We start from the raw sequence: 24,829 nt of genomic DNA, 5'->3' as shown, positions 1-24,829 counted from the left end.
CAGCCGAATTAAGTCAATATTAAGAGCTGACCGGAACGAAATGCAGATGCACTCTGCCCTGCCACACAATCTCCCATGCCAATGTGAAGCACCCTCAGTCTCTACGTATTGCTCAATACCCATGGACACCATAAAGTGCCGCAGAGCTATCCAACTGAGGAAGTCAAAGTGCACGTTCTAATGGTGGAGGATGACGAGCTGGTGGCATCAGGTTTGAGGGCCGGGCTGGAACTTCATCATTGTGTGGTGGATCATGTTCGAACCGGTCGGGAGGCACAGCATGCGCTGGAGCAGTTTAATCCTGACGTGGTTGTTCTGGATCTCGGGCTGCCCGATATGGACGGGCTTGAGGTGTTGACGCAATGGCGATCTGCAGGTGTGTACACTCCGGTACTGATTCTCACGGCAAGGGATGCTGTACAACGTCGGATCGAAGGGCTTGAGGCTGGAGCGGATGACTATGTCCTCAAACCGTTTGAACTGGACGAGCTCGCCGCACGCTTGCACGCCCTGGTACGCCGAGCGGCAGGGAGAGTAGTGTCAGAAATATCTCATGGCGATCTGACACTGCGCCCTTCTACGGGTGAGGTCTTTCTTGCCTCCGAACCGGTATCCCTGTCGCGGCGGGAACTGGCGTTACTGGAAAAGCTCCTCAATTCTCGTGGGGTGGTGTTGAGTGAAGAGCGTCTGAAAGATGGACTTTACGGTATGGACACCGAGGTCGAAAGCAACGCCCTGAACGTTCATATCCATCATCTTCGACAAAAATTTGGTAAGCATCTGATTATCACGGAACGCGGGGTTGGTTTCCGGCTGGGGCCGCCGGTACGGTTCCCGGGCACAAAAACATGAGTCTCCGTAGTCGCCTCCTGGCGATGCTCAGCCTCTCCTTGATCGTGCTTTGGCTGACCGTGGCGATTTTGATGTACCTGCATCTGGGAAACAAGGTGTCGGAAACACTGGATCAGCGCCTCGCCGCTTCAGCCAATATGGTCGCCGGTCTGATTGCTCAACAACCAGGGTCATTCTCCCAGTCGTTCAGGGAGCCATTACTAATGTCACCCATAAGTGAGGGCGTCGCGTGTCAGGTTCGGTCAGCTACTGGCCAAATCCTGATGCAGACCGCCGGTCCACGCGGGACCTCCCTGTCGGACGCAAAGCCTGGTTTCACTACCCGCAGCGTTTCCGGGGAGGAGTGGCGGCTTTACACTCTGGAACAGGATGGCCTGCTGATAACGACTGCTGACCGGGGTACAGAGCGCAGACAACTGGAAAATGGCATCATTCTCGTGATGATAGTGCCCTTCTCCCTGGCCTTGCTGGGCAGCCTGGTCGTTCTCTGGTGGGGGGTGCGCAGGGGACTGGAACCTCTGCAAAAGCTTTATCGCGAACTCCAGTTACGAGAGCCCTCCAACCTCAAGTCCCTTTCAATCGGTAACGCTCCTGCGGAACTCAAGCCCATCGTCAACACATTGAATTCTCTCTTTGCGCGTGTCGAACGGACGGTGATCCGCGAACAGCGGTTTGCCAGCAACACTGCCCACGAGTTCCGGACGCCATTGACCGGAATTAAAACGCACCTGCAAGTAGCTCGTCGCATCGACGGGGAACAGCAGCAACTGGCACTGGCCAGGGCGGAAACGGGCGTTCAGCGGCTACAGAATGTCGCCGAGCAGTTATTGATGCTGGCGCGCCTGGAGAGCCGGGATGACTGGCGCGAGTTTGAGCCCTGTTCGGTAAGCATCGCCATACGCGAAGCGCTTGTGGATATGCCGGGGGGAGAGCGGGTTAAACAGAACCTGGAAACAGAGGATGTTCTCGCGAGCACACCACACCCCCTGGTGGTTATCGCGGTAAGGAACCTCCTTGAAAATGCTTTGAAATTTTCCAGCCATGACCAGCCGGTGGAGCTGAAGGTTTCCTGCCAGCTGTCGAATCATCAGGATATGGTCAAGCTTGTCATTCGCGATGGGGGCCATAGCCCGTCAGTCAGCGAGCATGGCAATGGCCAACAGAACAGTCAGTCGCCTGAACAGGGACATGGGCTTGGGCTGACTATCGTGGAATCCATTGCCGAGCAATTCAATGGGCGCCTTCACGCAGAGCGAAATACACGCGGCGGCATGGACTGGGAATTGGCATTGCCAGGAGTTCTCTGAAATGGCGCGACCCCATCCACGTTCATTTCACAGTGCCCGCCCGTCACCGGGTTGGGGTGACACGGTGCGAGAGCAGGCAAACCCTCCCTGTTCATACCTGAAAGATGGGGGCAAATCCGCCCCCCGCCGTTCGAAAGTTGGTGGTCTGGCCTTTGTAGATGCGGGCCGCGGCAAGCAGCGTTGTCCCACCATAGGTGTACAGGCGGATATCGACCTTTCCGGTGGTTACCGTGCCATCAATCTTGAGGCCTCGCTCCCCCGGGGCAACGAGGTCCTGCGCTATATAATCGCCCTCGAGAATGTTTTCGAAAACGCGGCGAGTCAATTTGTCACCCCGGTAGACCCCCTTGCTGCCATGGCCTGCAACGGGCTTGAAGAAGAGTCCGCGGCGATCACGCCACAACTCAGCCGCGTCGTCCCTGGAAACCAGCCTGGCCTTTGGCACTGCTTTTTCCAGCAAATCCGAACTTTCCCTGTCCAGGTCCCATTCGCGCAATAACTTTGAGTCCGACAGGAGGGTCAGGTTTCGTTTGTCGGCCAGCACCGCATGTACTCTCGGGTTGGGCGTCACGACGACCGAGCCGTCGAGATACGCATGTCTTAACGCTGCATGGCGCGGGGCCTCCAGCGCGAAGTCCACCAGCCTGTTGTAAACCATGTCGATGCGTTGCCCTTCAGCGGTCAGCTCGCCATTGGCGTACGCGAGTTCGGCAGGATCAAGGATCAGCGTATCCACTCCCCGGGCTGAAAGAAGTTGCTGGGCCAGCTGGAATTCCGGAAACATGAACTGACTCTTCGGGGCGTCGTCCACAATGGCCAGTCGCTGGGGTATTGAATCTGTACGCTGCCTTTGCCATTCGTGCCTGAACATGTCCAACACCGCATCATCGAACCTGTCCATCGCAGGGTTTTTTGCGGGGGAGGATTGGGCTGGCTGGCAACATCGACGCTGGGCACGGGCCAGCATGGCATTAAGGAAAGCTCCGCCGGCGTTGGTGTTGATCTCGATTAATTGAGGACCTGCGGGCCCAAGGTGAAAGTCATAGCCCATAAATACCCCGAGAGGGCCGGGATCGAACTGTGCGATACCCGGGGCCCAGGAGAGGACTTCTGTCAGGTAAGAAGGCATCCTGCTTGCTGACTCAATCCCCTGGACCGTTCTCTCCATTGTCATAATGTCAGCTGTGGGGACGAAAACGGCTGTGTGCGAGAAGAACTGATCGAGTTCCGGGATTGCTGTTGCTGGGAAACCGATGCCGGTAGCCGAAAATTGGTCGTGAATGCTTGAGTTGAGAGCGTCCTGATCAAGCGTAATGCAGTAACAATGGCGATTCAGTCGAGCTGCATCGGTACTGGCTGTTTGCTGGGTAGTTCTGGTTTCATCGTGCATTCGAATATAACCGCCAGGGCTTAGCTGAAAATAAGTCTCGGTCTAACAGCCGGGTTCTCATAGTCATATTGATCCGAATCAGATAGATAAAGCCGTCGGGATGTTTTTCAGTTCTGTTGCAGTTTGGCACGTTCAACGCAGACTGTTCATCTTCTCGGCACCCTGCCCAGGCTGACACTTCCCGCGTCTGTGTTAATCCGTCCCCGTGACACAAGCATTTTCAACATGGTAATGCTCATCACGACAGAATATCGCTGTTAGTGTAACGAGTCGCTAGCTGGGAAAAATAGTGTGGCAGATCCGGCGTATCAGAATTTTTAAGTAGCTGATTTTATTTATAAAAGATAGATTGGTGAAAATTAAAGGCTATCTGGAATTCTGACATCCCATAAATTAAAAAGGCCCAATAAAACAATGTTTTATTGGGCCTTTAGGGTCAGCAATTTGGTGGAGACGGCGGGAATTGAACCCGCGTCCGCCAGCACTCTGCCTTGAGATCTACATGCTTAGCTTCCTTCTATTAATTTAACCTCAAACGACCCGAAGGTCAGGGTGTAAGAGGCGAGTTCTTTAATCTTAGCTGTTAGTCAGTGAACTCTGACTAACAGAGCAACCTGTAAGCGATGACGTCCTGAGATGTAGCTTCCGAGTTACAGGTGCCTCGGTCAGGACGACTAGCAGCTTACGCTGCTAGTGAGTAGTTATCGTCGTTTGCGACTATTAGTTGCAGCTTTGGATTAACGAGATTCGCTGCCATCTCGACATGCACCCAAGGGTTCGTCACCGGCGTCGAAGCCATGTCGTCCCCTCACAACAAAGTATATGCGTCCTGCTCCCTCGACTACAAGGTGTAAAGCCTTCTGATTTGTACATTTCGTGTTCGTAAAAACCACTACGCGCTGTTTTTCGGTCCGGATTCTGCATCCTCCGGAGCTTTTCTAGACCGCTGCCACTCTGTTTTCCTTCCGGTTGCCGATTTCGAAGGCGCTGTCTCGCAATTCGTTGAAGCTCTCGCGGAAATACTCCATAACCGCGTTCGGGTCCGCGTGGACGCCCTTGTCCATGGTGATGCCGAATTGCACCGTGCCGGCGTAACTGAAGATGCTGAGCCCAACGCCTATATCGCCAGTCTGGGGCACCCAGAACATGGGCTGTTTGAGCCTGGACCCTGCCAGATAAACCGGTTTCCGGGGCCCCGGCACGTTGGTCAGCACGGCGGAGGCTTTTTTGCTGAGCAGTCCCAGCGCCCGGCGCTCAAGAACATCCGGCCCACGGCCAAAAATATCAAGGAGACTGTATGTCACCTGGGCCTGGTAAGAGCGCTTGAGGCGGTTCATGTACTCCTGAACCTGGTGGAACCGCATGAGGGGGCAGTTTACATCCACCGGTAATGTTACCAGGACGAGCCCAAACCGGTTTCCAAGAGAGCCTACCGGCTCCCGCAAAGACCTGAGGTTGAAGGGAACCGCCACCCGCAGGCCGGATTCCGGAATGGGCTCGTCAATGGCATGGAAATGCCGGTTCAGTGCGCCGGCTGCCGCCGCCATGAGTACATCGTTGACCGTTCCACCGAGAATCCGGGCGCACGTCCTGACCTCCTGCAGGTCGAGGGGCTCCGCCCATGCCACCTGCTTGCGACCGGTGAGGGGCTTCTTCAGGCCAGTCTCAGGTTCAGCGGGTGTGAGCCCCAGCTTGAGACACTCCAGAGCAATGGCCCCGGCGGTGTTTGCAAGCTTCAGCGGGTAGCCCGGCTCCTTCCTGACCGAATCCCTGAACAGCCGTAGCTGATCCAGGGAGGTCTGTTTGTATTCGATTGCGCGGCTCACCAGGCGCGCCAGGCCGCTTTTGGGCTCGGCGCGGAAGCGTGATGCCGGCGGGAGTTGATGGACCTTGTCCTCCGGGGTCTCATCAGTGAGAGAGAGCAGTACCCGTACCAGGGAAATGCCATCTGCAATGCAGTGGTGGATGCGAACGATCAGGGCGCAGCCGCCATCAAACTGGTCGACATAATGGATCTGCCAGAGGGGGCGTTCGCTGTTGAGCGGTGTGCTGTTGAGATCGCTGGTCAGGCGCTGAAGCTCATTTTTGTCCCCATTGCCCGGCAGCCCGGTCACATGGACATGGTTGTCCAGGTCGAACAGGGGATCGTCACGCCAGGCTGTCCGGCCGTTACGATTGACGACGCACTGCCTGAATCGCCGGAAGACCAGAAACCTCTCCGAGAGCACACGTTTGAGCCGCGCCAGTGGTATGGGCTGTTCAAAAACCAGAACGCCGGCAATCATCATCGGGTTTTCGGAAGATTCCATTCGTAGCCAGGAGCGATCCACGGCTGACATGCGTACGGCTGAAAAGGTCACATTTTCCTCCCATCATTCCATGAGCGAGAGGATGAGTCGCGCATTTCATGGAAGCCCCTGCGGCAGGAAAGCTGGCTCACCCGAGAAGAACAGTATAGACCTGTTGCGCCGCGGGCAAAAGAGAATGCAGATGCTACATATTTACGCTGTTCAGCAGTTGATCAGGAAGTGTTGGCGCCCCGGAGGATGCGCTGTTTCTGCCGGTTCCAGTCCCGCTCTTTCTCGGTCGCCCGCTTGTCAAACTGCTTCTTGCCCGTGACCAGAGCAATCTCGCACTTGACCTTGTTGCCCTTCCAGTAAAGTGCGAGGGGTATGCAGGTACGTCCCGCCTGACTCACTGCGCCGATTATCTTTGCCAGTTCCTTTTCGTGCAGCAGAAGTTTACGGGTCCGTGTCGGGTCAGCAATTACGTGGGTGGAGGTGGCCGTCAGCGGCATGATATGGGCGCCAAGGAGGAAGGCCTCGCCATCTTTCAGAAGTACATAGGCGTCGGTGAGCTGGCCCTTGCCCGCCCTGAGGGATTTTACCTCCCAGCCAAGCAGCACCAGGCCGGCTTCGTAGCGGTCCTCGATGTGGTACTCGTGCTTGGCTTTTTTGTTCAGCGCAATGGTACTGCTGGGAGTGCCCGGTTTTTTCTTGCTCATGGAAGCCTGATGTAAACCCTGTGTTGATTTGAAGTCTTTAATACCGCCGCTGACTTCTGGCCGGAGGCTGTACGTCCTGGCGAATCATGGTCGCCGCCGCACCAAAACGGGCATTGTAGCGCAGGACCGTCGGGCCGGTCACGAAATCAGCAGGATCAGGCAATTAACGGTGTTCCGCCTTTGGTCTACAATACAGGCTCAATCTTTGTCAGGACGATGAATGTCTACCCCCTATGAAACAGCAATGGGCTCCTGGACCAGGCGCTCCACTTTTTTCTGGGCTGCGACAGGGGCAACGGTCGGTCTGAGCAACCTCTGGAAATTTCCCGCCCTGGCAGGTGAGAACGGGGGGGGACTTTTTGTTCTGCTTTACCTGGCATGCCTGCTGGTTATCACTCTACCCCTGATGCTCACCGAGACAGCCGTCGGCCGTCATGCCCGGCACGGGATTGTGCTCGCCATGGACGGACTGGCAAGGGACGCAGGGGCGTCCAGATGGTGGGTCTGGGTCGGTCGCCTCAGTGCGCTGGCTGGATTCCTTGTACTGTCGTTCACGGCTGTCATCGGAGCCATCTGTCTGGCCTATGTCTTTTATGGGGCATTCGGCCTGTTTGTGGGGGCTTCGGAGGCGGAAATTGGCAGGGCGCTGCTGGAACTGGTTGAGGACCCATCCGAGTACCGGGATTTCATGGCCTGGCATGTGGCTTTTCTGGGCCTGGTGGGCGCAGTTTCGCTGCAGGGAGTGGCGGACGGTCTTGAGCGGGCGTTTCGCCTGGTTGTGCCCGGCTTTCTGCTGCTTCTGCTGGCGCTGCTGTTTTACGGCTATCACTTTGGCAGGCTCCAGGAAGCGTCCGATTACATGCTGGGCCTCCGGCCGGAGGATATGACCTGGCAGAGTCTCCGGGCAGCGCTGACGCACGCCTTTTATACCCTGGGGCTTGGCATGGGCGTGTGGGTCATTTTCGGTGCCTACATGCCGCGGATTACACCCCTCAAACGCTCCGTTTTTGCTGTTGCCCTCATGGACACGCTTATTGCCATTATTGCCGGTCTGGTAATTTTCTCGCTGATACTCCGGGGGGGTGGGAATGTGTCCGAGCAGGGGTTTGGGCTGGTTTTTCTTGCCCTGCCAGCAAGTCTCGCGGATGCACCTGGCAGCCAGTTTGTCGCAACCGCCTGCTTTACTGCGATCCTGCTTGTAGCCTGGACAACTTCCCTTGCGCTCCTTGAGCCCGTGGTTGCCTGGTTTCGCGAGTGGACGGGCGCACCACGGGGCTGGTCTGTGATAATCATGGGTTCAGCCGCCTGGCTTGCGGGGCTGGGAACTCTCTTTTCCTTCAACATCTGGTCGGAACAGACCTTTCAGAATGGCACCATTTTCCGTTGGGTCGAGCTGTTGGCCAGCGGGTTGCTCATTCCTCTGGTCAGTGTGGCACTGGCCGTCTTCATCGGGTGGAAAGTGGGAAAAATCCGGGCGTTCGGGCTGATCGGGCGGGCCCACCGGTCGATCGCGGGGGTCTGGTTCTGGGTACTGCGGGTAATTCTGCCTTTTGTGGTGCTCTATATCGGTGGTCAGTATGCCTGGTCGTCCCTTGCCGATCTCTGTGACAGCGACCAGCCCGCCATCTGGTGTGATGCGCGGCCCCTGTTTCCCCTGGTGCCGCCAGCGCTACCAGCTCCAACTCCGGGCCCTGAGCCCTGGCCGGGAGCGAGGGATGGGTACCAGCCGGGGGTTCCCGACTCCCCCCCCCGCAGGAGCCTGGTGACGACTCCAGAAGTTCCGCGCAGCCCGGACGGGACTTCCAGCGGCAGCCGGTGGAAGAGGCTCCAACCGAATCGGAAATCCGTTACCATAGTGCGTGATGAATTTTCAGTATCCCATAACCGGGAACAGTGAGCAGGAAACCGATAGTTCATGGCCCATCAGATAGACAAGAGCGCACTTGTGATGCATTCGGCAGAGCGCATGTTTGCACTCGTCAATGACATTGCCCGTTATCCGGAGTTTCTGCCCTGGTGCGCCGGTGCGGAAGTGCATCAGCACGGAGGCTCGGAGCTGACCGCATCCCTCGAGGTTGCCCGCGGCGGAATACGCCACCGCCTCACCACCCGGAACGACCTCATAGCGCCAAGTTCCATCGACATGAAGTTGATCGACGGACCTTTCCAGAATCTGCGGGGCCGCTGGGACTTTCAGCCGCTGGATGAGAAGGCCTGCAAGGTGGTACTGAGGCTTGAGTTCGAATTTTCCGGAACCCTTTCCCGCATGACGTTCGGACCGGTATTCAGTCAGGCAGCCAATACCATGGTTGATGCATTCTGCAGGCGGGCAGATGACGTATACAGCCGTCAGAGGTGATGCGGATGAAGATTGAGGTTGCCTACGCTACCCCGGAAAAACAGAAGATACTGGCGCTGGATGTGCCAGAAGGCACAAGCGCAAAAGAGGCCGTTCTGCAGTCCGGGATTACCGATGTATTTCCCGAAATTGATCCGGAGACCATCGACATGGGCATATTCGGAAAGGTTATCAAGACGCCCCAGAGCCACCCCCTGAGGGACGGCGACCGGGTGGAACTCTACCGGCCTCTGAAAATCGATCCGAAGCAGGCGAGACTGAACAGAGCGAAGAAAAAGGCGTCCTGACTGAGAGCCGCTCAGTAAGCCGGAGTTTCTTCAAGGAGCTGGGCTTCATAGTGATCAAACCTGTCGGCCTCGTAGTATACAATGATCCGCTGTTCGAGGATGTCTCCGCCACTTTTCTGGAAGGTGTAGATGTAATACTCGCGGGACGGGTCGACCGGATTAAGCATGATTGGGGAGCCGAGCACCGAGTGAATCTGGTCGCGGGTCATTCCCGGTTGCAGCTGTGTCAGCTCTTCTTCCGAGAGGATGTTCCCCTGCTGGACATTTATTTTGTAAACGCCGGGGAAGGCACAGCCAGCGAGAAGTGTAACGAGCATCAAGGCCGCAAGCTTTTGCATCGGTGGGGGAAATCCTCTATCTTGAAATCGCCTGCCAGAGGCAGGTGTGGCACGGTCTGGCCGCGAACGAACAGTTCCATGATACCGGAAGCTGATGGTACACCAAAGAGTGAAAAGCAACATGTCATCTGAAAACGCCGAATTGCGCAAAGTCGGGCTGAAAGTCACCCTGCCGCGGGTCAAAATCTTCAACATTCTGGAAAATGCCCGGGAGCATCACCTGAGTGCGGAAGACGTCTACAAAAAACTGCTGGAGCAGGGTGATGACGTAGGTCTCGCCACCGTTTACCGGGTGCTGACCCAGTTTGAAGCCGCAGGGCTGGTTCTGCGCCACAATTTCGAAGGCGGCCATGCCGTCTTCGAGATGGCCGGAGATGATCATCATGATCACATGGTTTGCACCCAGAGCGGTGAGGTGATTGAGTTTTACGATTCGATCATCGAAGAACGGCAGCAGAAAATCGCCGAAGAGCATGGCTACGAAATCGTGGATCACAGCCTGATTCTTTACGTGAAGCCGCTGAAGTCCTGATCCGGCGGGTCGGCCTTCGGATTCTGCCAGGTAATAGATGGCGGGAAATGAAATAAAAAAGGGCAGACCATGGGTCTGCCCGGAAAGCTCTCAGGGTCGAGAGGGGAGTTCTGTCATTTGCATTGCCATTTCAGTCAGTGGTGGGTCGCCTGGCCCTTGCTGAACATCTCGCGGGCATGAGCCAGCGTCTGGTCTGTCATGTTCACTCCTCCCAGCATCCGTGCAACCTCGCTGACGCGACCATCATCGTCCAGGGCTTCTATCTGCGAGAATGTTGAGTCTTCTGCCGTGAACTTGCTGACAAAAAGGTGCTGGTGGCACTGGGCGGCGACCTGGGGCAGGTGAGTAACACAAAGCACCTGGCCGTCTGCTCCCAGAGACCGCAGGAGCTGGCCCACCACCTCTGCCGTTCCGCCCCCGATACCCACGTCCACTTCATCGAATACCAGAGTGGGGGTAGTGGATGTCTGGGCGACGACCACCTGAATCGCAAGACTGATCCGTGACAGCTCGCCACCGGAGGCAACCCTGGCGAGAGGCCTTGCAGGCTGACCCGGGTTGGCGCTGACCAGGAATTCAATATCTTCATTGCCGTTCGACGCCGGCTCACCGGACGCAGTCTGGTTCAGGTGAGTGATGAACTGCACGGCTGGCATGCTGAGGTGAACAAGCTCTGACGCCACCCGCTGGTCGAGTTCAGCCGCAGCTTTCTCCCGGATTGCGGAGAGTTCGTTCGCGAGAGACTGATACTCGGCCAGATGGGTTCCGAGATCGATCTCCAGCTGTTCGGCGCTGCCTTCACCCTGGTCCAGTGAGGCGAGCTCCTCCGTCAGGCGCTGATGAAATTCCTGCAGTTCTTCAGGCTGGATCCTGTGTTTGCGGGCCAGCTGATAAATTGCGCTGAGCCGTTCTTCAACCTCATTCAGCCGCTGCGGATCCGCCTGGTAATCCTCGACAAAGTGCCGCAGATTGTCCCCGGCTTCTGTTACCTGGATGTGGGCCTCGTTGAGCATCTGTAGTGTGTCGGCCAGGGCAGGCACTTCCACCGGCAACTGCTCCAGTTGATTCAGGGCCTGCCTGAGCAGGCCTGCGGCACTGGTCTCGTCCTCGGTACAGAGCAGCGCGGCCTGCTGGCTCCGCACCATGACATCCTCGGCATGGCTGAGCTGTTCCTGCTCTTCCTCCAGTCGGGCTTTTTCATCAGTCTGAAGGTCCAGGCGGTCAAGCTCCTCCACCTGATAGCGAAGCAGCTGGAGCTTTGCTTCATTTTCGTCCGCGTTCTGCTGTCGCTCGGTGAGTCGCTGCCTGGTTTTTTGCCAGGTTTTCCAGGCGGCCCGTGTGCGGTCTGCCAGAGCCTCTGCGCCTGCAAATTCGTCGAGCAGTTTGCGGTGGGTATCCTTCTGAAGCAGGGACTGATGCTGATGCTGGCTGTGAATTTCCATGAGCAGGCTGCCCAGTTCACGGAGGTGGGTAAGGGGGCAGGGCTGGCCGTTAATATATGCCCGGGAGCGGCCGTCCCGGCTGATTACCCGGCGCAGAAGACAGTCGGCATCGTCGTCAAGTTCGTTCTTCCCCAGCCACTCCGCCGCTGCCGGTATCCGGGAAATATCGAAGGTGGCGGTTATATCGGCGCGCTTGGCGCCATGTCGAACGCCCCCGGCATCACCCCGCCCGCCCATCACCAGAGCCAGGGCATCGAGAACGATGGATTTGCCGGCGCCGGTTTCCCCGGTCAGAGCGGTCATGCCCGGGCCAAACTGGAGTTCAACCCGCTCGGCAATGGCGTAATTGGATACGATCAGCTGGGTGAGCATTCAGACCTCCTTGCATGGCATCGGTAACCGGGTGGCAGAAATTACAGCGACGGACGCTTGTTCCTGTTCCTGTTCCTGTTTCTGGCGTTGTAGCTGTTAATTTATACAGTGCATGTGAATATATACAGTGTTTTCTGTCTTTGCAATCCCGGTGAATGTGTCCGGCTGATGGTTGAAACCGGATGTGCTGTCCCCATATCGCTGTGCAGGTTTCTGAATAAGGCCCGGTCCAGCGGCCGGGCGTCCATGATTTAGCAGGAGTGGTTCATGAGCGCTGACGAACATCGCAAAGAGCACAGTGAAGAAGAGCTGAAAGAGCAGGGGGTGGAAGCTGCCGTCGAGGCCTCCGCAGCTGGCGAGCAGAAAGAGACGGACGAGGTGGCCGGCCTGCGGGAGAAGTCGAAAGAGCTTCAGGAGCAGGTTCTGCGCTCTCAGGCGGAAATGCAGAATGTTCGCCGCCGTGCGGAAATCGACGTTGAAAAGGCGCACAAATTTGCCCTTGAGAAGTTTGTGCGGGAACTGCTCCCGGTAGCGGATAGCCTGGAAAAGGCTGTTGAAAGCACTGAAGGTCATGAGGGTGAAGGTGAACTGGTGGCATCCATCCGTGAAGGCGTGGAGATGACACTGAGCCTGTTCATGAACAGCCTCCACAAGTTCAATGTGGCACAGCTGAATCCTGTGGGAGAGCCTTTCGATCCGCAGAAACACGAAGCCATGTCCATGGTGCCGGCGCCGGATGCCGAGCCCAACAGTGTGGTGGCTGTGGTCCAGAAGGGTTACACCCTGAATGACCGGCTGGTGCGCCCGGCCATGGTGGTCGTAGCCAAGGCCGGCGACTCACCAAAAATCGATGAGCAGGCTTGAAAAGCAGAGCAGGGCGCCAATATAGGCTGTTAACAGATGGCACGCCGGCCAGCAAAAGTCGGTGAGAAAAACGACTCTGCCAAAACCGGATTGAACAAACGAATTGGAGCGAATCAATGAGTAAGATTATAGGCATCGACCTGGGAACGACCAACTCCTGCGTAGCCATCATGGATGGTGACAAGGTAAAAGTTATTGAAAACGCGGAAGGCGATCGCACAACACCGTCGATTGTTGCTTACACTGAAGACGGCGAAACCCTGGTTGGCCAGTCAGCCAAGCGACAGGCGGTGACCAATCCCCATAATACCCTCTATGCGATCAAGCGTCTGATCGGTCGCCGTTTTGAGGACAGTGTGGTCCAGAAAGACATCAAAATGGTGCCTTACAAGATCAGCAAGGCTGACAATGGGGATGCCTGGGTTGAAGTGAAGGGCGAGAAAATGGCTCCGCCCCAGGTGTCCGCGGAAATCCTGAAGAAAATGAAGAAGACCGCTGAGGACTATCTTGGCGAGAAAGTGACTGAGGCGGTCATCACCGTTCCGGCCTACTTCAACGACAGTCAGCGTCAGGCCACCAAGGACGCCGGCAAGATCGCCGGTCTCGACGTCAAGCGCATCATCAACGAGCCGACTGCCGCTGCCCTGGCCTATGGCATGGACAAGAAAACCGGTGACCGCACCGTGGCTGTCTATGACCTGGGTGGTGGTACTTTCGATATTTCCATCATCGAAATTGCCGATGTGGATGGCGAGCACCAGTTTGAGGTTCTGGCCACCAACGGTGACACCTTCCTGGGCGGTGAAGACTTCGACATGAAGCTCATCGAGTACCTGGCGGACCAGTTCAAGAAGGACAGCGGCATCGACCTGCGCGGCGACTCCCTGGCAATGCAGCGTCTGAAAGAGGCTGCCGAGAAGGCCAAGATTGAGCTCTCCACCAGCCAGCAGACCGATGTGAATCTGCCCTATGTAACCGCGGACGCAAGCGGTCCCAAGCACATGAATGTGAAGGTTACCCGTGCCAAGCTCGAATCACTGGTGGAAGAACTTGTTGATCGCAGCATTGAGCCCTGCAAGGTGGCGCTGGCGGATTCAGGCGTAAAGTCCGCGGATATCGACGAGGTTATCCTGGTCGGCGGTCAGACCCGCATGCCGCTGGTGCAGGAAAAGGTCAAGGCCTTCTTTGGCAAGGATGCGCGCAAGGACGTCAACCCTGACGAAGCGGTTGCGGTGGGTGCTGCCATCCAGGCTGCCGTGCTGTCTGGCCACGTCAAGGACGTGCTGCTTCTGGATGTTACTCCGCTGACTCTGGGCATCGAGACCATGGGCGGCGTGGCAACGCCGGTGATCGAGAAGAACACTACGATCCCCACAAAGAAGTCGCAGACCTTCTCCACAGCGGAAGATAATCAGACAGCCGTGACCATCCACGTGGTCCAGGGCGAGCGCAAGCAGGCGAGCCAGAACAAGTCGCTGGGCCGGTTTGACCTCGCCGACATTCCGCCGGCTTCCCGTGGTGTACCGCAGATCGAGGTCACTTTTGATATCGATGCCAATGGTATTCTTCACGTGTCCGCGAAGGACAAGGCCACAGGCAAGGAGCAGTCCATCGTGATCAAGGCCTCTTCCGGTCTGAACGAGGAAGAGATCGAAAAAATGGTCCAGGATGCCGAGGCCAATGCGGAAGAAGATCGCAGGTTCGAGGAGCTTGTCCAGACCCGTAACCAGGGCGATGCCATGGTCCATGCCGTGCGCAAGACCCTGAGCGAAGCTGGCGACAAGGTCAGTGACAGCGAGAAAGAGTCCATCGAGGCGTCCATCAAGGAGCTGGAAGAAGCCCTGGAAGGCAGTGACAAGGAAACCATCGAGGAAAAGACCAAAAAGCTGACGGAGGCCTCTTCAGAGCTTGCTCAGAAGATGTATGCCGAGCAGGGTGAAGCTGGCCAGCAGGCCGGGGGCGAAGAAGCCGGTAAATCCGGCGAAGAAGCCGTCGATGCTGAATTTGAGGAAGTAAAAGACGAAGATAAGCGCTAAAATACCGCGCTGGTTTATCGTTTACCAAAACGCGGGGAGGCATCTCCCCGCGTTTTTTCCGTATAAAGATAATGGTTGTAAGTCTCTCAAGCAGGGGCCTGAAACAGGGTTTTTAGCATGGCCAAGCGTGATTATTACGAGGTTCTCGGGGTTGCCCGGGATGTAGATGAAAAAGAGATCAAGCGAGCCTATCGCAAGCTTGCGATGAAGTATCACCCTGACCGTAATCCGGATGATGCCGATGCCGAAAACAAGTTCAAGGAGGCTAGCGAAGCCTACGAAGTGCTGACGGATGCTGGCAAGCGCAGTGCCTACGACCAGTTTGGTCATGCCGGCGTTGATGGTCAGGCCGGCGGTGGTGGGTTTGGTGGCGGGGGCGGAAGCTTCTCTGATATTTTTGGTGACGTTTTCGGCGACATCTTCGGGGGCGGCGGTGGTCGTGGCCGTACCACGCGGGGTGCGGACCTGCGTTATACCCTGGAGCTTGATCTGGAAGAGGCGGTGAAGGGTACAACCGTTAAAATCCGGGTTCCGGGCCACGTTGAATGTGAGGCTTGTGACGGAAGCGGTGCAGAAAAGGGTTCCCGCCCTGAATCCTGCGGCACCTGTAACGGCATGGGCCAGGTCAGGATGCAGCAGGGCTTCTTTACGGTACAGCAGGCCTGTCCGAGCTGTCGCGGCGCCGGCAAGGTCATCAAGAATCCATGCAGGATCTGCCATGGTGCGGGTCGCGTCGAGGAGCAGAAAACCCTGTCCGTCAAGGTGCCCCCGGGGGTTGATACCGGAGACCGCATCCGGCTGTCAGGGGAAGGCGAAATGGGGGTTGATGGTGGTCCGCCCGGGGACCTATACGTCCAGATTGCTGTGCGGGAGCACTCCATCTTCACCCGTGACGGTCGCAATCTGTACTGCGAGGTTCCCATCAGTATTGTCGATGCTGCTCTTGGCGGTGAGCTGGAAGTGCCTACCCTGGATGGCAGGATAAAGCTGAGAATCCCACCCGAGACTCAGACCGGAAAACTTTTCCGGCTTCGCAACAAGGGTGTCAGCCCGGTGCGAGGCGGCCCGCCCGGGGACCTGCTGTGTCGTGTAACGGTTGAAACTCCGGTGAACCTCACCAAACGACAGAAAGAGTTGCTCGAGGAGTTTCAGGATACGCTCAGCGGATCCGGCAGTGGCAACCACGGGCCGAAGAAATCATCCTGGTTCGAAGGTGTAAAAAGCTTTTTCGATGAAATGAAGTTCTGAGGACAGCCATGATACGGGTCGCGATTACCGGCGCTGCAGGCCGGATGGGAAAGGTTCTGATTGAAGCCGTGCAGGATTCGGAAGGCGCGACCCTGGGTGCTGCCATAGTGCATCCGGACAGTTCGCTTATCGGGGTTGATGCTGGAGAAATGGCAGGAGTGGGCCGACTGGGCGTCGCAGTCGCCGGGAACCTTGATGATGTTCTGGAAGACTTTGATGTGCTGGTGGATTTCACCTTCCCCGACCTGACCCTTGATAACCTGGCGATCTGCGAGGCCCATGGCAAGCAGATGGTGATTGGCACCACCGGGCTCACCGACGTCGAGAAGGCGCAGGTGGAAAAGGCCGCAAAGTCCGTGCCGGTGGTCTTTGCCCCCAACATGAGTGTGGGGGTCAATGTGGCGCTCAATCTCCTGAAGACCGCAGCGAAAGTCCTTGGCGATGATTATGATATCGAGATCATCGAGGCCCACCACCGCCACAAGAAGGATGCGCCCTCGGGTACAGCTCTTCGGATGGGTGAGGTTGTTGCCGCCGCGCTTGGTCGTGATCTGCGGGAATGTGCTGTTTATGGCAGGGAGGGCTTTACCGGTGAGCGGTCCCGCACCGAGATCGGCTTTGAGACCATCCGGGCCGGGGATGTGGTGGGTGATCACACGGTTCTGTTTGCCGGTATTGGTGAGCGTATTGAGATTACCCACAAGGCGAGCAGCCGGATGACATTTGCAAAAGGTGCCATGCGGGCAGCGCAATGGCTGGCTGGAAAACCTGCCGGCCTTTACGACATGCAGGATGTGCTGGCACTGAAATAGTGCAGGTAGACGCCTGCCGGCCTTTTGTCATGGACACAGAGCGCCTTATTTTTTACAATAAGGCGCTTTAACTGCACCAAGCGTAGCCTGAGAAAGCTGGCAACATGAAGCGGGACGGAGTGAACAGCTCCCTCTCGCTTTTTTGCGACCTGAATTTGCGCTTGCGTTCCCGTTCGCAGAATTCGCCATTCGATGAGGATACAAGCCTTGAGTACACCAGCAATCCTTGCACTCGCAGATGGAAGTCTTTTCCATGGTATCGCCATCGGCGCCGAAGGCGAGACCAGTGGCGAGGTCGTCTTCAATACGGCGATGACCGGTTACCAGGAAATCCTGACAGACCCGTCCTATTCCCGCCAGATTGTCACCCTGACCTATCCTCACATCGGCAACACCGGCGTAAACCAGGAAGATGTGGAGTCCGACAGGATCCAGGCGGCAGGCCTTGTGATCAGGGATCTGCCGTTGATGCCCAGCAACTGGCGCAGCCAGATGCCCCTTGATCAGTATCTGCGTGACAATAACGTGATCGGGATAGCCGATATTGATACCAGACGCCTGACCAGACTCTTGCGGGAAAAAGGTTCCCAGAGTGGAGCCATTGTTGCCGGCGCTGGTGTCACGCCAGAGAGGGCGCTTGAAGTTGCCCGGTCCTTCCCCGGCCTGAAAGGCATGGATCTTGCGAAAGAGGCTGGCGCGAAAAGCGTGTGGCACTGGAATCAGACCGAGTGGGATCTGGAGAAAGGGTACGGAGAGAATGGCAAAGGCCGCTTCAAAGTGGTTGCCTGGGACTACGGCATCAAACTGAACATCCTGAGAATGCTGACCTCCAGGGGCTGCGACGTCACTGTGGTTCCTCCCACCACCCCCGCCTCGGAAGTGCTGGCAATGTCGCCGGACGGTGTTTTCCTTTCCAACGGTCCGGGTGACCCGGAGCCCTGTGACTACGCCATCAAGGCGATCCAGGAAGTTCTGAAAACCGATATCCCGTTGTTTGGCATCTGTCTGGGTCACCAGCTGCTGGCTCTGGCCAGTGGTGCGAACACGGTAAAGATGGGACATGGCCACCATGGTGCCAACCATCCGGTCCAGAACACCGAAGACGGAACCGTCATGATCACCAGCCAGAACCACGGTTTTGCAGTGGATGAGGAAACCCTGCCGGATAACCTCAAGGCCACCCACAAGTCGCTGTTTGACGGCACTCTTCAGGGCATCCGGCGCACCGACAGGCCGGCGTTCAGCTTCCAGGGTCACCCGGAAGCCAGCCCCGGTCCCAATGACGTGTCGCCCCTGTTTGATCAATTTATCCGACTGATGGAAGAGCGGGCCGCCTGAAAAGGGGCCCCATCCCAGAGCCGCGTTTTGCGCTGCACGAACTTTAAAAGTTGCTGACAGGTTTACAACGAAATGCCAAAACGTACCGACATCAAAAGCATCCTGATCCTGGGTGCCGGCCCCATCGTCATAGGCCAGGCGTGCGAGTTCGACTACTCCGGGGCCCAGGCCTGCAAGGCCCTGCGGGAAGAGGGTTACCGGGTGATCCTGGTGAACTCCAACCCCGCCACCATCATGACCGACCCGGTCATGGCGGACGCCACCTACATCGAGCCGATCACCTGGGAAACCGTGGCCCGGATCATCGAGCGCGAGAAACCCGATGCCCTGCTGCCCACCATGGGCGGCCAGACCGCCCTGAACTGCGCGCTGGATCTCGAGAAGCACGGTGTGCTGGCGGAGCACGGGGTGGAAATGATCGGCGCCAATGCCGACACCATCGACAAGGCCGAGGACCGGGAACGCTTCGACCAGGCCATGAAGTCCATCGGCCTGGAATGCCCCCGGGCCGCCATGGCCCACTCCATGGAAGAAGCCTTTCAGGTGCTGGACAGCATCGGCTTCCCCTGCATCATCCGGCCCTCCTTCACCATGGGCGGCTCCGGCGGCGGCATCGCCTACAACCGGGACGAATTCGAGGAAATCTGCAACCGGGGTCTGGATCTGTCCCCCACCCGGGAACTGCTGATCGACGAATCCCTGATCGGCTGGAAAGAATATGAAATGGAAGTGGTGCGGGACCGCAAGGACAACTGCATCATCGTCTGCGCCATCGAGAACTTCGATGCCATGGGCGTGCACACCGGCGACTCCATCACCGTGGCCCCGGCCCAGACCCTGACCGACCGGGAATACCAGATCATGCGCAACGCCTCACTGGCGGTGCTGCGTGAGATAGGCGTCGAAACCGGCGGCTCCAACGTCCAGTTCGGCATCAACCCGGACACTGGGCGCATGGTGGTGATCGAGATGAACCCCAGGGTGTCCCGCTCCTCCGCGCTGGCCTCCAAGGCCACCGGCTTCCCCATTGCGAAAGTGGCCGCCAAGCTGGCGGTGGGCTACACCCTGGACGAACTGCAGAACGACATCACCGGCGGCACCACCCCGGCCTCGTTCGAGCCGTCCATCGACTACGTGGTCACCAAGATCCCGCGGTTCACCTTCGAGAAGTTCCCCCAGGCCGACGCCCGTCTGACCACCCAGATGAAATCGGTGGGTGAGGTCATGGCCATCGGCCGCACCTTCCAGGAATCCCTCCAGAAAGCCCTCCGTGGCCTGGAAGTGGGCTCCGAGGGCTTCGAGGAAATGGTCGACCTCACCACCGCCGACGGCCAGGACACCCTGATCCGGGAACTCAACGTCCCCGGCGCCGAGCGCATCTGGTACATAGGCGACGCCTTCCGCCGCGGCATGACCGTGGACGAGGTGTTCCAGCACACCAGAGTGGACCCTTGGTACCTGGTGCAGATCGAGGACCTGATCCGCGAGGAAGCGAAGCTCAGGATCGATGGCCGGGACAGCCTGGATCACGCCAGCCTGTTCCGCCTCAAGCGCAAGGGCTTCTCCGACGGCCGTCTGGCAAAACTGGTCGGGGTGCCCGAAGCCGAGATGCGCAGGCTGCGCCACGACCTGGGCATCCGCCCGGTCTACAAGCGGGTGGACACCTGCGCCGCCGAGTTTGCCTCCTCCACCGCCTACATGTACTCCAGCTACGAAGAGGAGTGCGAGGCCGCACCCACCGACCGGGACAAGATCGTGGTCATCGGTGGCGGCCCCAACCGCATCGGCCAGGGCATCGAATTCGACTACTGCTGCGTCCACGCCGCCCTCGCCATGCGCGAGGATGGCTATGAGACCATCATGATCAACTGCAACCCGGAGACCGTGTCCACCGACTACGACACCTCCGACCGGCTGTACTTCGAGCCCATCACCCTGGAAGACGTGCTGGAAATCATCCACGTCGAAAAGCCGAAGGGCGTGATCGTCCAGTACGGCGGCCAGACCCCGCTCAAGCTGGCCCGGGGCCTGGAAGCCGCCGGCGTGCCCATCATCGGCACCAGCCCGGACGCCATCGACCGGGCCGAGGACCGGGAAAGGTTCCAGCACATGATCCAGAAGCTGGACCTGCTGCAGCCGGAGAACGCCACCGTGCGCAGCCACGAGGAAGGCATCATTGCCGCCCGCGAGATCGGCTACCCGCTGGTGGTGCGCCCCTCCTACGTACTGGGCGGCCGGGCCATGGAAATCGTCTACGACGAGCAGGAGCTGGTGCGCTACATGCGCAACGCCGTGCTGGTGTCCAACGACAGCCCGGTGCTGCTGGATCACTTCCTCAATGCCGCCATCGAAGTGGACATAGACGCTGTCTGTGACGGACAGCAGGTGGTCATCGGCGGCATCATGCAGCACATAGAACAGGCCGGGGTGCACTCAGGCGATTCCGCCTGCTCCCTGCCGCCCTATTCGCTGCCCGCCGCCGTGCAGGACGAAATGCGGGATGTGGTCCGCAAAATGGCACTGGAACTGAACGTGGTCGGCCTGATGAATGTCCAGCTGGCCTGGCAGGATGAGAAGGTCTACGTGATCGAGGTGAACCCCAGGGCATCACGCACCGTGCCCTTCGTGTCCAAGGCCATAGGTGTCTCCCTGGCCCGCATAGGCGCGCGCTGCATGGCGGGCACCTCCCTGGCGGACCAGGGCTTCACGAAGGAAATCGTGCCGAGCTACTACGCCGTGAAGGAATCCGTGTTCCCGTTCAACAAGTTCCCGGCGGTGGACCCCATCCTGGGTCCGGAGATGAAGTCCACGGGCGAGGTGATGGGCATTGGTGACAGCTTTGATGAGGCCTTTGCCAAGGCGGCAATGGCCGCAGGCGAGCGTCTGCCCACTGGCGGCACAGCCTTCATTTCGGTCCGCGATGTGGACAAGGAAGGGGCGGTCAGGGTTGGACGGGATCTGGTCGCAGCAGGCTTCCGCCTGCTTGCCACAACCGGTACTGTAAAGGTACTGCGTGAGGCCGGAATCGAAGTAGAACGCGTGAACAAGGTACGCGAAGGCCGGCCCCATATTGTGGATGCCATCAAGAATGGCCAGGTGCAGCTGATCATAAATACCACCGAAGGTCGCAAGGCCATCTCGGACTCGGCGCAGATACGTCAGTCGGCCCTGCGCCACAAGGTTACCTATACGACAACGCTGGCTGGAGGCGATGCCTTCTGCCGGGCGATCAAATTTGGTCCTGAGCGGACGGTGCGCCGTCTCCAGGAACTGCACGCAGGGAAATAAAGGATATGACTACCCGAGTACCCATGACGGTCAGTGGTGAAGCCAGGCTGAGAGAAGAGCTCAAACAGCTCAAGTCAGTGGAACGCCCGAAGGTGATTCAGGCTATCGCCGATGCCCGCGAACACGGCGATCTCAAGGAAAATGCCGAGTATCACGCAGCCCGTGAGCAGCAGAGTTTCATGGAGGGCCGCATCCAGGAAATCGAGAGCAAACTGTCAGTCGCCCAGGTCATTGATGTTGCCAGTATTGAAAACACCGGAAAGGTGATTTTTGGCGTCACCGTGCGGCTGTTCAACGTCGATACCGAGGAACAGGTGAGCTACCAGATCTGTGGTGAAGATGAGGCCGACATCAAGGCCGGCAAACTGTCGGTATCTTCACCCATTGCCCGGGCCCTGATTGGCAAGAGCGAGGGGGATGTGGTGGCGATTCGTGTGCCTTCGGGCACGGTGGAATACGAGATAGAGGCTGTGGAGCACATCTGAGGGGCTGCTGACCCAGAAGCCGGCCCAGTTGTTGGGCCGGCTTTTTTATCTGGTTGGCGCTCGAGACGCGGTGAATCTGAGGCCAGTTTACTTGCTGAAACGGTGAAGGTTGGACAGCTTGGGATTGGGCTTGGCGGCCCGCCGCATGATCACCGCGATCTTGCCAATGGTCTGCACCAGCCTGGCGCCGGATGCCTCGCAGAGAGCCTCGATGGCTTCCTGTCGCTGCTCCCGGTCCGGGCTTGCAACCTTGATCTTGATCAGCTCGTGGTCGTTGAGGGCGCGTTCCAGCTCCTGCTGCAGACCTTCGGTGAGGCCCTTGTCGCCAATGATGATGACCGGTTTCAGGTGGTGGGCAATGCCGCGGTATTCGCGACGCTGTTCAGGCGACAGGCTCATAATGCATTCTCTCAATGGCGGTAATTAATCAATGCCTGCGGTCTCTGGCTGAGTCGCGACATATAATGCGCTGATTGTATCAGGTTCCGCGCTGCGATTAATCGCCAAAACCACCTACCGGGAGAGCTATTCCCCGACCGGTGAAGCGAAAAGGAGCTCTCCCGGCACCCTTCAGAGTCGGGCGAACTCTGGCTCGGGGAACATTTTGACCAGGCCCGTGTCAATAGGTCTCATAAAACATCTCCCGCTCCGGTGGGCGGTGCTGGAATACCTGGCGGATTTTCCGGGCGTCTGGCGCGCAGACGTTGTAATTTCAGATATGGCGCCCAATATGGGTGGAATGCTGGAGCAGATATCTCCAGGGGCATGGGGCTGGTTGGACTGGCGCTGGACCAGGCTGTTTCTGGTGGACGGGCGTACAATTAGTGTAAGGTGTCTACAGAGGTTCGCCTGACAAGCGACCTTTCAATTCACAGGTGATGATCCTTGAACGATATGGCAAAAAATCTGGTTCTTTGGCTGATAATAGCCGCCGTGCTGCTGATGGTGTTTCAGAATTTCCAACCCACAACGACCGGTCAGCAGGTTAATTATTCCCAGTTTGTAGAAATGGTACAACAGGGACAGGTGCGTCAGGTCACTATTGACGGCCTCACGATCGAGGGGACGCGAACAGATAATTCGCGGTTTGAAACGGTCCGCCCCCAGGTCCCGGACAACAAGCTGATGGACGATCTTCTGGCCAATGACGTCACAGTCGTTGGCAAGGAACCGGAGCGCCAGAGCATCTGGACGCAATTGCTGGTGGCCGCTTTTCCGATCCTGATCATCATAGCCCTGTTTGTGTTCTTCATGCGGCAGATGCAGGGAGGTGGTGGCGGCAAAGGCCCCATGTCCTTCGGCAAAAGCAAAGCCCGCCTGATGAGCGAAGACCAGATCAAGACCACCTTCGGTGATGTGGCTGGCGTTGATGAGGCCAAGGAGGACGTCAAAGAGATTGTTGACTTCCTGCGGGACCCCAGCAAATTCCAGCGCCTTGGCGGACGCATTCCCAAGGGCGTGTTAATGGTAGGTCCTCCCGGAACCGGTAAAACCCTGCTGGCCAAGGCCATCGCGGGTGAGGCGAAAGTGCCATTCTTCTCAATTTCCGGTTCGGATTTTGTGGAGATGTTTGTCGGCGTGGGTGCCTCCCGGGTACGGGACATGTTTGAACAGGCCAAGAAACAGAGCCCCTGCATCATATTCATTGACGAAATAGATGCAGTAGGTCGCCACCGTGGCGCCGGGATGGGTGGCGGTCACGATGAGCGTGAGCAGACCCTGAACCAGTTGCTGGTCGAGATGGACGGGTTTGAAGGCAATGAAGGCGTCATCGTCATCGCGGCCACCAACCGTCCGGACGTTCTGGATCCCGCGCTGCTGCGCCCCGGCCGGTTCGATCGCCAGGTGGTGGTAAGCCTGCCTGACATTCTGGGTCGGGAACAGATTCTGAAGGTCCATATGAAGAAGGTGCCTTTGGCTGACGGTATCGAGCCTGGCGTCATCGCCCGCGGCACCCCTGGCTTCTCCGGTGCGGACCTGGCCAATCTGATCAATGAGGCTGCCCTCTTTGCGGCACGTCGGAATCAGCGGCTGGTCTCAATGGAAGAGCTTGAGCTGGCGAAAGACAAGATCATGATGGGTGCCGAGCGCAAATCCATGGTGATGAATGAAAAAGAGAAATTGAACACTGCTTATCATGAGTCCGGCCACGCCATTATCGGCCGTCTGATGCCCGAGCATGATCCGGTATACAAGGTCAGCATTATCCCGCGGGGCCGCGCCCTGGGTGTGACCATGTTCCTGCCGGAAGAGGACAAGTACAGTCACAGCAAGCGGTTCCTGGACAGCCAGATCTGCAGCCTGTTTGGTGGCCGTATTGCGGAAGAACTGACTCTCGGCTTCGAAGGCGTGACCACCGGTGCTTCCAACGACATCAAGCGGGCAACTGAGCTGGCCCGCAACATGGTGACCAAGTGGGGTCTGTCGGAGAAGCTGGGTCCGCTGCAGTACGATACTGACAGCGAAGAGCCATTTCTCGGCAGGTCAGCAGGACAGCACCACAGTGCCCACTCACCGGAAACGGCACAGCGTATCGATGAAGAAGTACGGAATATCATCGACACCTGTTATGAGAAAGCCAGAAAGATGCTGACTGAAAACCGGGACAAGCTCGATGTGATGGCTGATACACTCATGAAGTATGAAACCATCGACCGTCACCAGATCGACGACATCATGGAAGGCAGGACGCCGCGTCCGCCCAAGGGCTGGAGCGACAGGGGCACCGGTGGTGGCAGTTCGGTCGGGGGCTCTGGCGATGAGTCGCCGTCCCGTGATGAATCAGAAGACGGCAGGCAGTCTGGCGGCGTAGGTCGCCCCGCCGGGGAGCACTGATCCGGGCTGACGTGGGTCAGGTGACAGGCTGAAGAAAACG

20 protein-coding genes and 1 other RNA gene are annotated in these 24,829 nt (G+C 57.9%); 14 read left to right on the top strand and 7 right to left on the bottom strand.

Annotation, left to right across the window (positions count from 1 at the left end):
* The first annotated feature begins 168 nt into the window (after window positions 1–168).
* Together LG327_RS01590 and LG327_RS01585 are read left to right on the top strand one after the other, a co-directional pair.
* Window positions 169–852: a response regulator gene (locus tag LG327_RS01590; RefSeq protein ID WP_404369136.1), complete on the top strand. Its 684-nt coding sequence runs from the start codon at window positions 169–171 to the stop codon at window positions 850–852.
* Window positions 849–2,159, top strand: a complete 1,311-nt coding sequence (locus tag LG327_RS01585; RefSeq protein ID WP_404365074.1) for a histidine kinase dimerization/phospho-acceptor domain-containing protein — start codon at window positions 849–851, stop codon at window positions 2,157–2,159. The genes LG327_RS01590 and LG327_RS01585 overlap by 4 nt, the downstream gene beginning before the upstream one ends.
* Before the next feature lie 91 nt (window positions 2,160–2,250).
* Here the strand turns inward: LG327_RS01585 and LG327_RS01580 are convergent, their stop codons facing one another.
* From LG327_RS01580 to smpB, 4 genes are all read right to left on the bottom strand, one after another.
* On the bottom strand, window positions 2,251–3,333 hold the full coding sequence (locus tag LG327_RS01580) for a hypothetical protein (RefSeq protein ID WP_404365072.1): 1,083 nt from the start codon (window positions 3,331–3,333) through the stop codon (window positions 2,251–2,253).
* 661 nt (window positions 3,334–3,994) lie between these two features.
* Window positions 3,995–4,357, bottom strand: a transfer-messenger RNA (tmRNA) gene (gene ssrA, locus LG327_RS01575).
* Between the two features lie 130 nt (window positions 4,358–4,487).
* Window positions 4,488–5,909, bottom strand: coding sequence for a wax ester/triacylglycerol synthase family O-acyltransferase (locus LG327_RS01570; protein ID WP_404365070.1), 1,422 nt, complete (start codon window positions 5,907–5,909; stop codon window positions 4,488–4,490).
* A 161-nt stretch (window positions 5,910–6,070) separates the two neighbouring features.
* On the bottom strand, window positions 6,071–6,553 hold the full coding sequence (gene smpB / locus LG327_RS01565; RefSeq protein WP_404365068.1) for an SsrA-binding protein SmpB: 483 nt from the start codon (window positions 6,551–6,553) through the stop codon (window positions 6,071–6,073).
* Between the two features lie 220 nt (window positions 6,554–6,773).
* Between smpB and LG327_RS01560 the strand changes: the two genes are divergently transcribed.
* The 3 genes from LG327_RS01560 to LG327_RS01550 are packed head-to-tail and all read left to right on the top strand — an operon-like array spanning window position 6,774 to window position 9,199.
* Window positions 6,774–8,450 (top strand): sodium-dependent transporter, encoded by a 1,677-nt coding sequence (locus tag LG327_RS01560; RefSeq protein WP_404365066.1) that lies wholly within the window; start codon window positions 6,774–6,776, stop codon window positions 8,448–8,450.
* A gap of 18 nt (window positions 8,451–8,468) precedes the next feature.
* On the top strand, window positions 8,469–8,912 hold the full coding sequence (locus LG327_RS01555) for a type II toxin-antitoxin system RatA family toxin (RefSeq protein ID WP_404365064.1): 444 nt from the start codon (window positions 8,469–8,471) through the stop codon (window positions 8,910–8,912).
* Window positions 8,913–8,917: 5 nt separating this feature from the next.
* The gene (locus tag LG327_RS01550; protein WP_404365062.1) at window positions 8,918–9,199 is read left to right on the top strand and encodes an RnfH family protein; all 282 of its coding nucleotides are present in this window, start codon (window positions 8,918–8,920) and stop codon (window positions 9,197–9,199) included.
* A gap of 11 nt (window positions 9,200–9,210) precedes the next feature.
* On the opposite strand, the gene LG327_RS01545 is transcribed toward LG327_RS01550, so the two are convergent.
* Window positions 9,211–9,537 (bottom strand): outer membrane protein assembly factor BamE, encoded by a 327-nt coding sequence (locus LG327_RS01545; RefSeq protein ID WP_404365060.1) that lies wholly within the window; start codon window positions 9,535–9,537, stop codon window positions 9,211–9,213.
* Window positions 9,538–9,658: 121 nt separating this feature from the next.
* Here LG327_RS01545 and fur point away from each other — a divergent pair, with 121 nt between their 5' ends.
* Window positions 9,659–10,069, top strand: a complete 411-nt coding sequence (gene fur / locus LG327_RS01540; RefSeq protein ID WP_404365058.1) for a ferric iron uptake transcriptional regulator — start codon at window positions 9,659–9,661, stop codon at window positions 10,067–10,069.
* A 134-nt stretch (window positions 10,070–10,203) separates the two neighbouring features.
* Here fur and recN read toward each other — a convergent pair whose 3' ends face one another.
* Window positions 10,204–11,883 (bottom strand): DNA repair protein RecN, encoded by a 1,680-nt coding sequence (recN, locus tag LG327_RS01535; protein WP_404365057.1) that lies wholly within the window; start codon window positions 11,881–11,883, stop codon window positions 10,204–10,206.
* A gap of 267 nt (window positions 11,884–12,150) precedes the next feature.
* Between recN and grpE the strand changes: the two genes are divergently transcribed.
* The 7 genes from grpE (at window position 12,151) to greA (ending at window position 21,954) form a co-directional block, all read left to right on the top strand.
* The gene (gene grpE / locus LG327_RS01530; protein WP_404365055.1) at window positions 12,151–12,747 is read left to right on the top strand and encodes a nucleotide exchange factor GrpE; all 597 of its coding nucleotides are present in this window, start codon (window positions 12,151–12,153) and stop codon (window positions 12,745–12,747) included.
* A gap of 116 nt (window positions 12,748–12,863) precedes the next feature.
* Complete coding sequence (gene dnaK, locus LG327_RS01525) at window positions 12,864–14,783, top strand: molecular chaperone DnaK (RefSeq protein ID WP_404365053.1); 1,920 nt, start codon at window positions 12,864–12,866, stop codon at window positions 14,781–14,783.
* 117 nt (window positions 14,784–14,900) lie between these two features.
* Window positions 14,901–16,031 carry a molecular chaperone DnaJ gene (gene dnaJ, locus LG327_RS01520; protein WP_404365051.1) on the top strand — a complete coding sequence of 377 codons (1,131 nt, stop codon included), beginning with the start codon at window positions 14,901–14,903 and terminating at the stop codon, window positions 16,029–16,031.
* Window positions 16,032–16,039: 8 nt separating this feature from the next.
* A complete protein-coding gene (gene dapB / locus LG327_RS01515) occupies window positions 16,040–16,843 on the top strand; it encodes a 4-hydroxy-tetrahydrodipicolinate reductase (RefSeq protein WP_404365049.1) in 804 nt (267 codons plus the stop codon).
* A 207-nt stretch (window positions 16,844–17,050) separates the two neighbouring features.
* Window positions 17,051–18,181, top strand: a complete 1,131-nt coding sequence (gene carA, locus LG327_RS01510) for a glutamine-hydrolyzing carbamoyl-phosphate synthase small subunit (protein ID WP_404365047.1) — start codon at window positions 17,051–17,053, stop codon at window positions 18,179–18,181.
* 72 nt (window positions 18,182–18,253) lie between these two features.
* Complete coding sequence (gene carB, locus LG327_RS01505) at window positions 18,254–21,469, top strand: carbamoyl-phosphate synthase large subunit (protein ID WP_404365045.1); 3,216 nt, start codon at window positions 18,254–18,256, stop codon at window positions 21,467–21,469.
* A gap of 5 nt (window positions 21,470–21,474) precedes the next feature.
* Window positions 21,475–21,954 (top strand): transcription elongation factor GreA, encoded by a 480-nt coding sequence (gene greA, locus LG327_RS01500; protein WP_404365044.1) that lies wholly within the window; start codon window positions 21,475–21,477, stop codon window positions 21,952–21,954.
* A gap of 87 nt (window positions 21,955–22,041) precedes the next feature.
* On the opposite strand, the gene yhbY is transcribed toward greA, so the two are convergent.
* Window positions 22,042–22,353, bottom strand: a complete 312-nt coding sequence (gene yhbY / locus LG327_RS01495; protein ID WP_404365043.1) for a ribosome assembly RNA-binding protein YhbY — start codon at window positions 22,351–22,353, stop codon at window positions 22,042–22,044.
* Between the two features lie 486 nt (window positions 22,354–22,839).
* Here yhbY and ftsH point away from each other — a divergent pair, with 486 nt between their 5' ends.
* Entirely contained in the window at window positions 22,840–24,789 is a 1,950-nt protein-coding gene (gene ftsH, locus LG327_RS01490) for an ATP-dependent zinc metalloprotease FtsH (protein WP_404365042.1), read from the top strand.
* Window positions 24,790–24,829 lie beyond the last annotated feature (40 nt).

This window comes from Marinobacter sp. (assembly GCF_044799475.1).
GTDB lineage: Bacteria > Pseudomonadota > Gammaproteobacteria > Pseudomonadales > Oleiphilaceae > Marinobacter.
Note: the sequence above shows the minus strand (reverse complement) of the source record. Positions and strands in the feature narration are given on the sequence as shown.

Bases quoted from the DNA above. Each gene is read 5' to 3' on its own strand.
- LG327_RS01585 (WP_404365074.1), top strand. From the start codon at position 849: ATGAGTCTCCGTAGTCGCCTCCTGGCGATGCTCAGCCTCTCCTTGATC.
- LG327_RS01580 (WP_404365072.1), bottom strand. From the start codon at position 3,333: ATGACAATGGAGAGAACGGTCCAGGGGATTGAGTCAGCAAGCAGGATG.
- smpB (WP_404365068.1), bottom strand. From the start codon at position 6,553: ATGAGCAAGAAAAAACCGGGCACTCCCAGCAGTACCATTGCGCTGAAC.
- LG327_RS01560 (WP_404365066.1), top strand. From the start codon at position 6,774: ATGTCTACCCCCTATGAAACAGCAATGGGCTCCTGGACCAGGCGCTCC.
- LG327_RS01555 (WP_404365064.1), top strand. From the start codon at position 8,469: ATGGCCCATCAGATAGACAAGAGCGCACTTGTGATGCATTCGGCAGAG.
- LG327_RS01550 (WP_404365062.1), top strand. From the start codon at position 8,918: ATGAAGATTGAGGTTGCCTACGCTACCCCGGAAAAACAGAAGATACTG.
- LG327_RS01545 (WP_404365060.1), bottom strand. From the start codon at position 9,537: ATGCAAAAGCTTGCGGCCTTGATGCTCGTTACACTTCTCGCTGGCTGT.
- fur (WP_404365058.1), top strand. From the start codon at position 9,659: ATGTCATCTGAAAACGCCGAATTGCGCAAAGTCGGGCTGAAAGTCACC.
- recN (WP_404365057.1), bottom strand. From the start codon at position 11,883: ATGCTCACCCAGCTGATCGTATCCAATTACGCCATTGCCGAGCGGGTT.
- grpE (WP_404365055.1), top strand. From the start codon at position 12,151: ATGAGCGCTGACGAACATCGCAAAGAGCACAGTGAAGAAGAGCTGAAA.
- dnaK (WP_404365053.1), top strand. From the start codon at position 12,864: ATGAGTAAGATTATAGGCATCGACCTGGGAACGACCAACTCCTGCGTA.
- dnaJ (WP_404365051.1), top strand. From the start codon at position 14,901: ATGGCCAAGCGTGATTATTACGAGGTTCTCGGGGTTGCCCGGGATGTA.
- dapB (WP_404365049.1), top strand. From the start codon at position 16,040: ATGATACGGGTCGCGATTACCGGCGCTGCAGGCCGGATGGGAAAGGTT.
- carB (WP_404365045.1), top strand. From the start codon at position 18,254: ATGCCAAAACGTACCGACATCAAAAGCATCCTGATCCTGGGTGCCGGC.
- greA (WP_404365044.1), top strand. From the start codon at position 21,475: ATGACTACCCGAGTACCCATGACGGTCAGTGGTGAAGCCAGGCTGAGA.
- yhbY (WP_404365043.1), bottom strand. From the start codon at position 22,353: ATGAGCCTGTCGCCTGAACAGCGTCGCGAATACCGCGGCATTGCCCAC.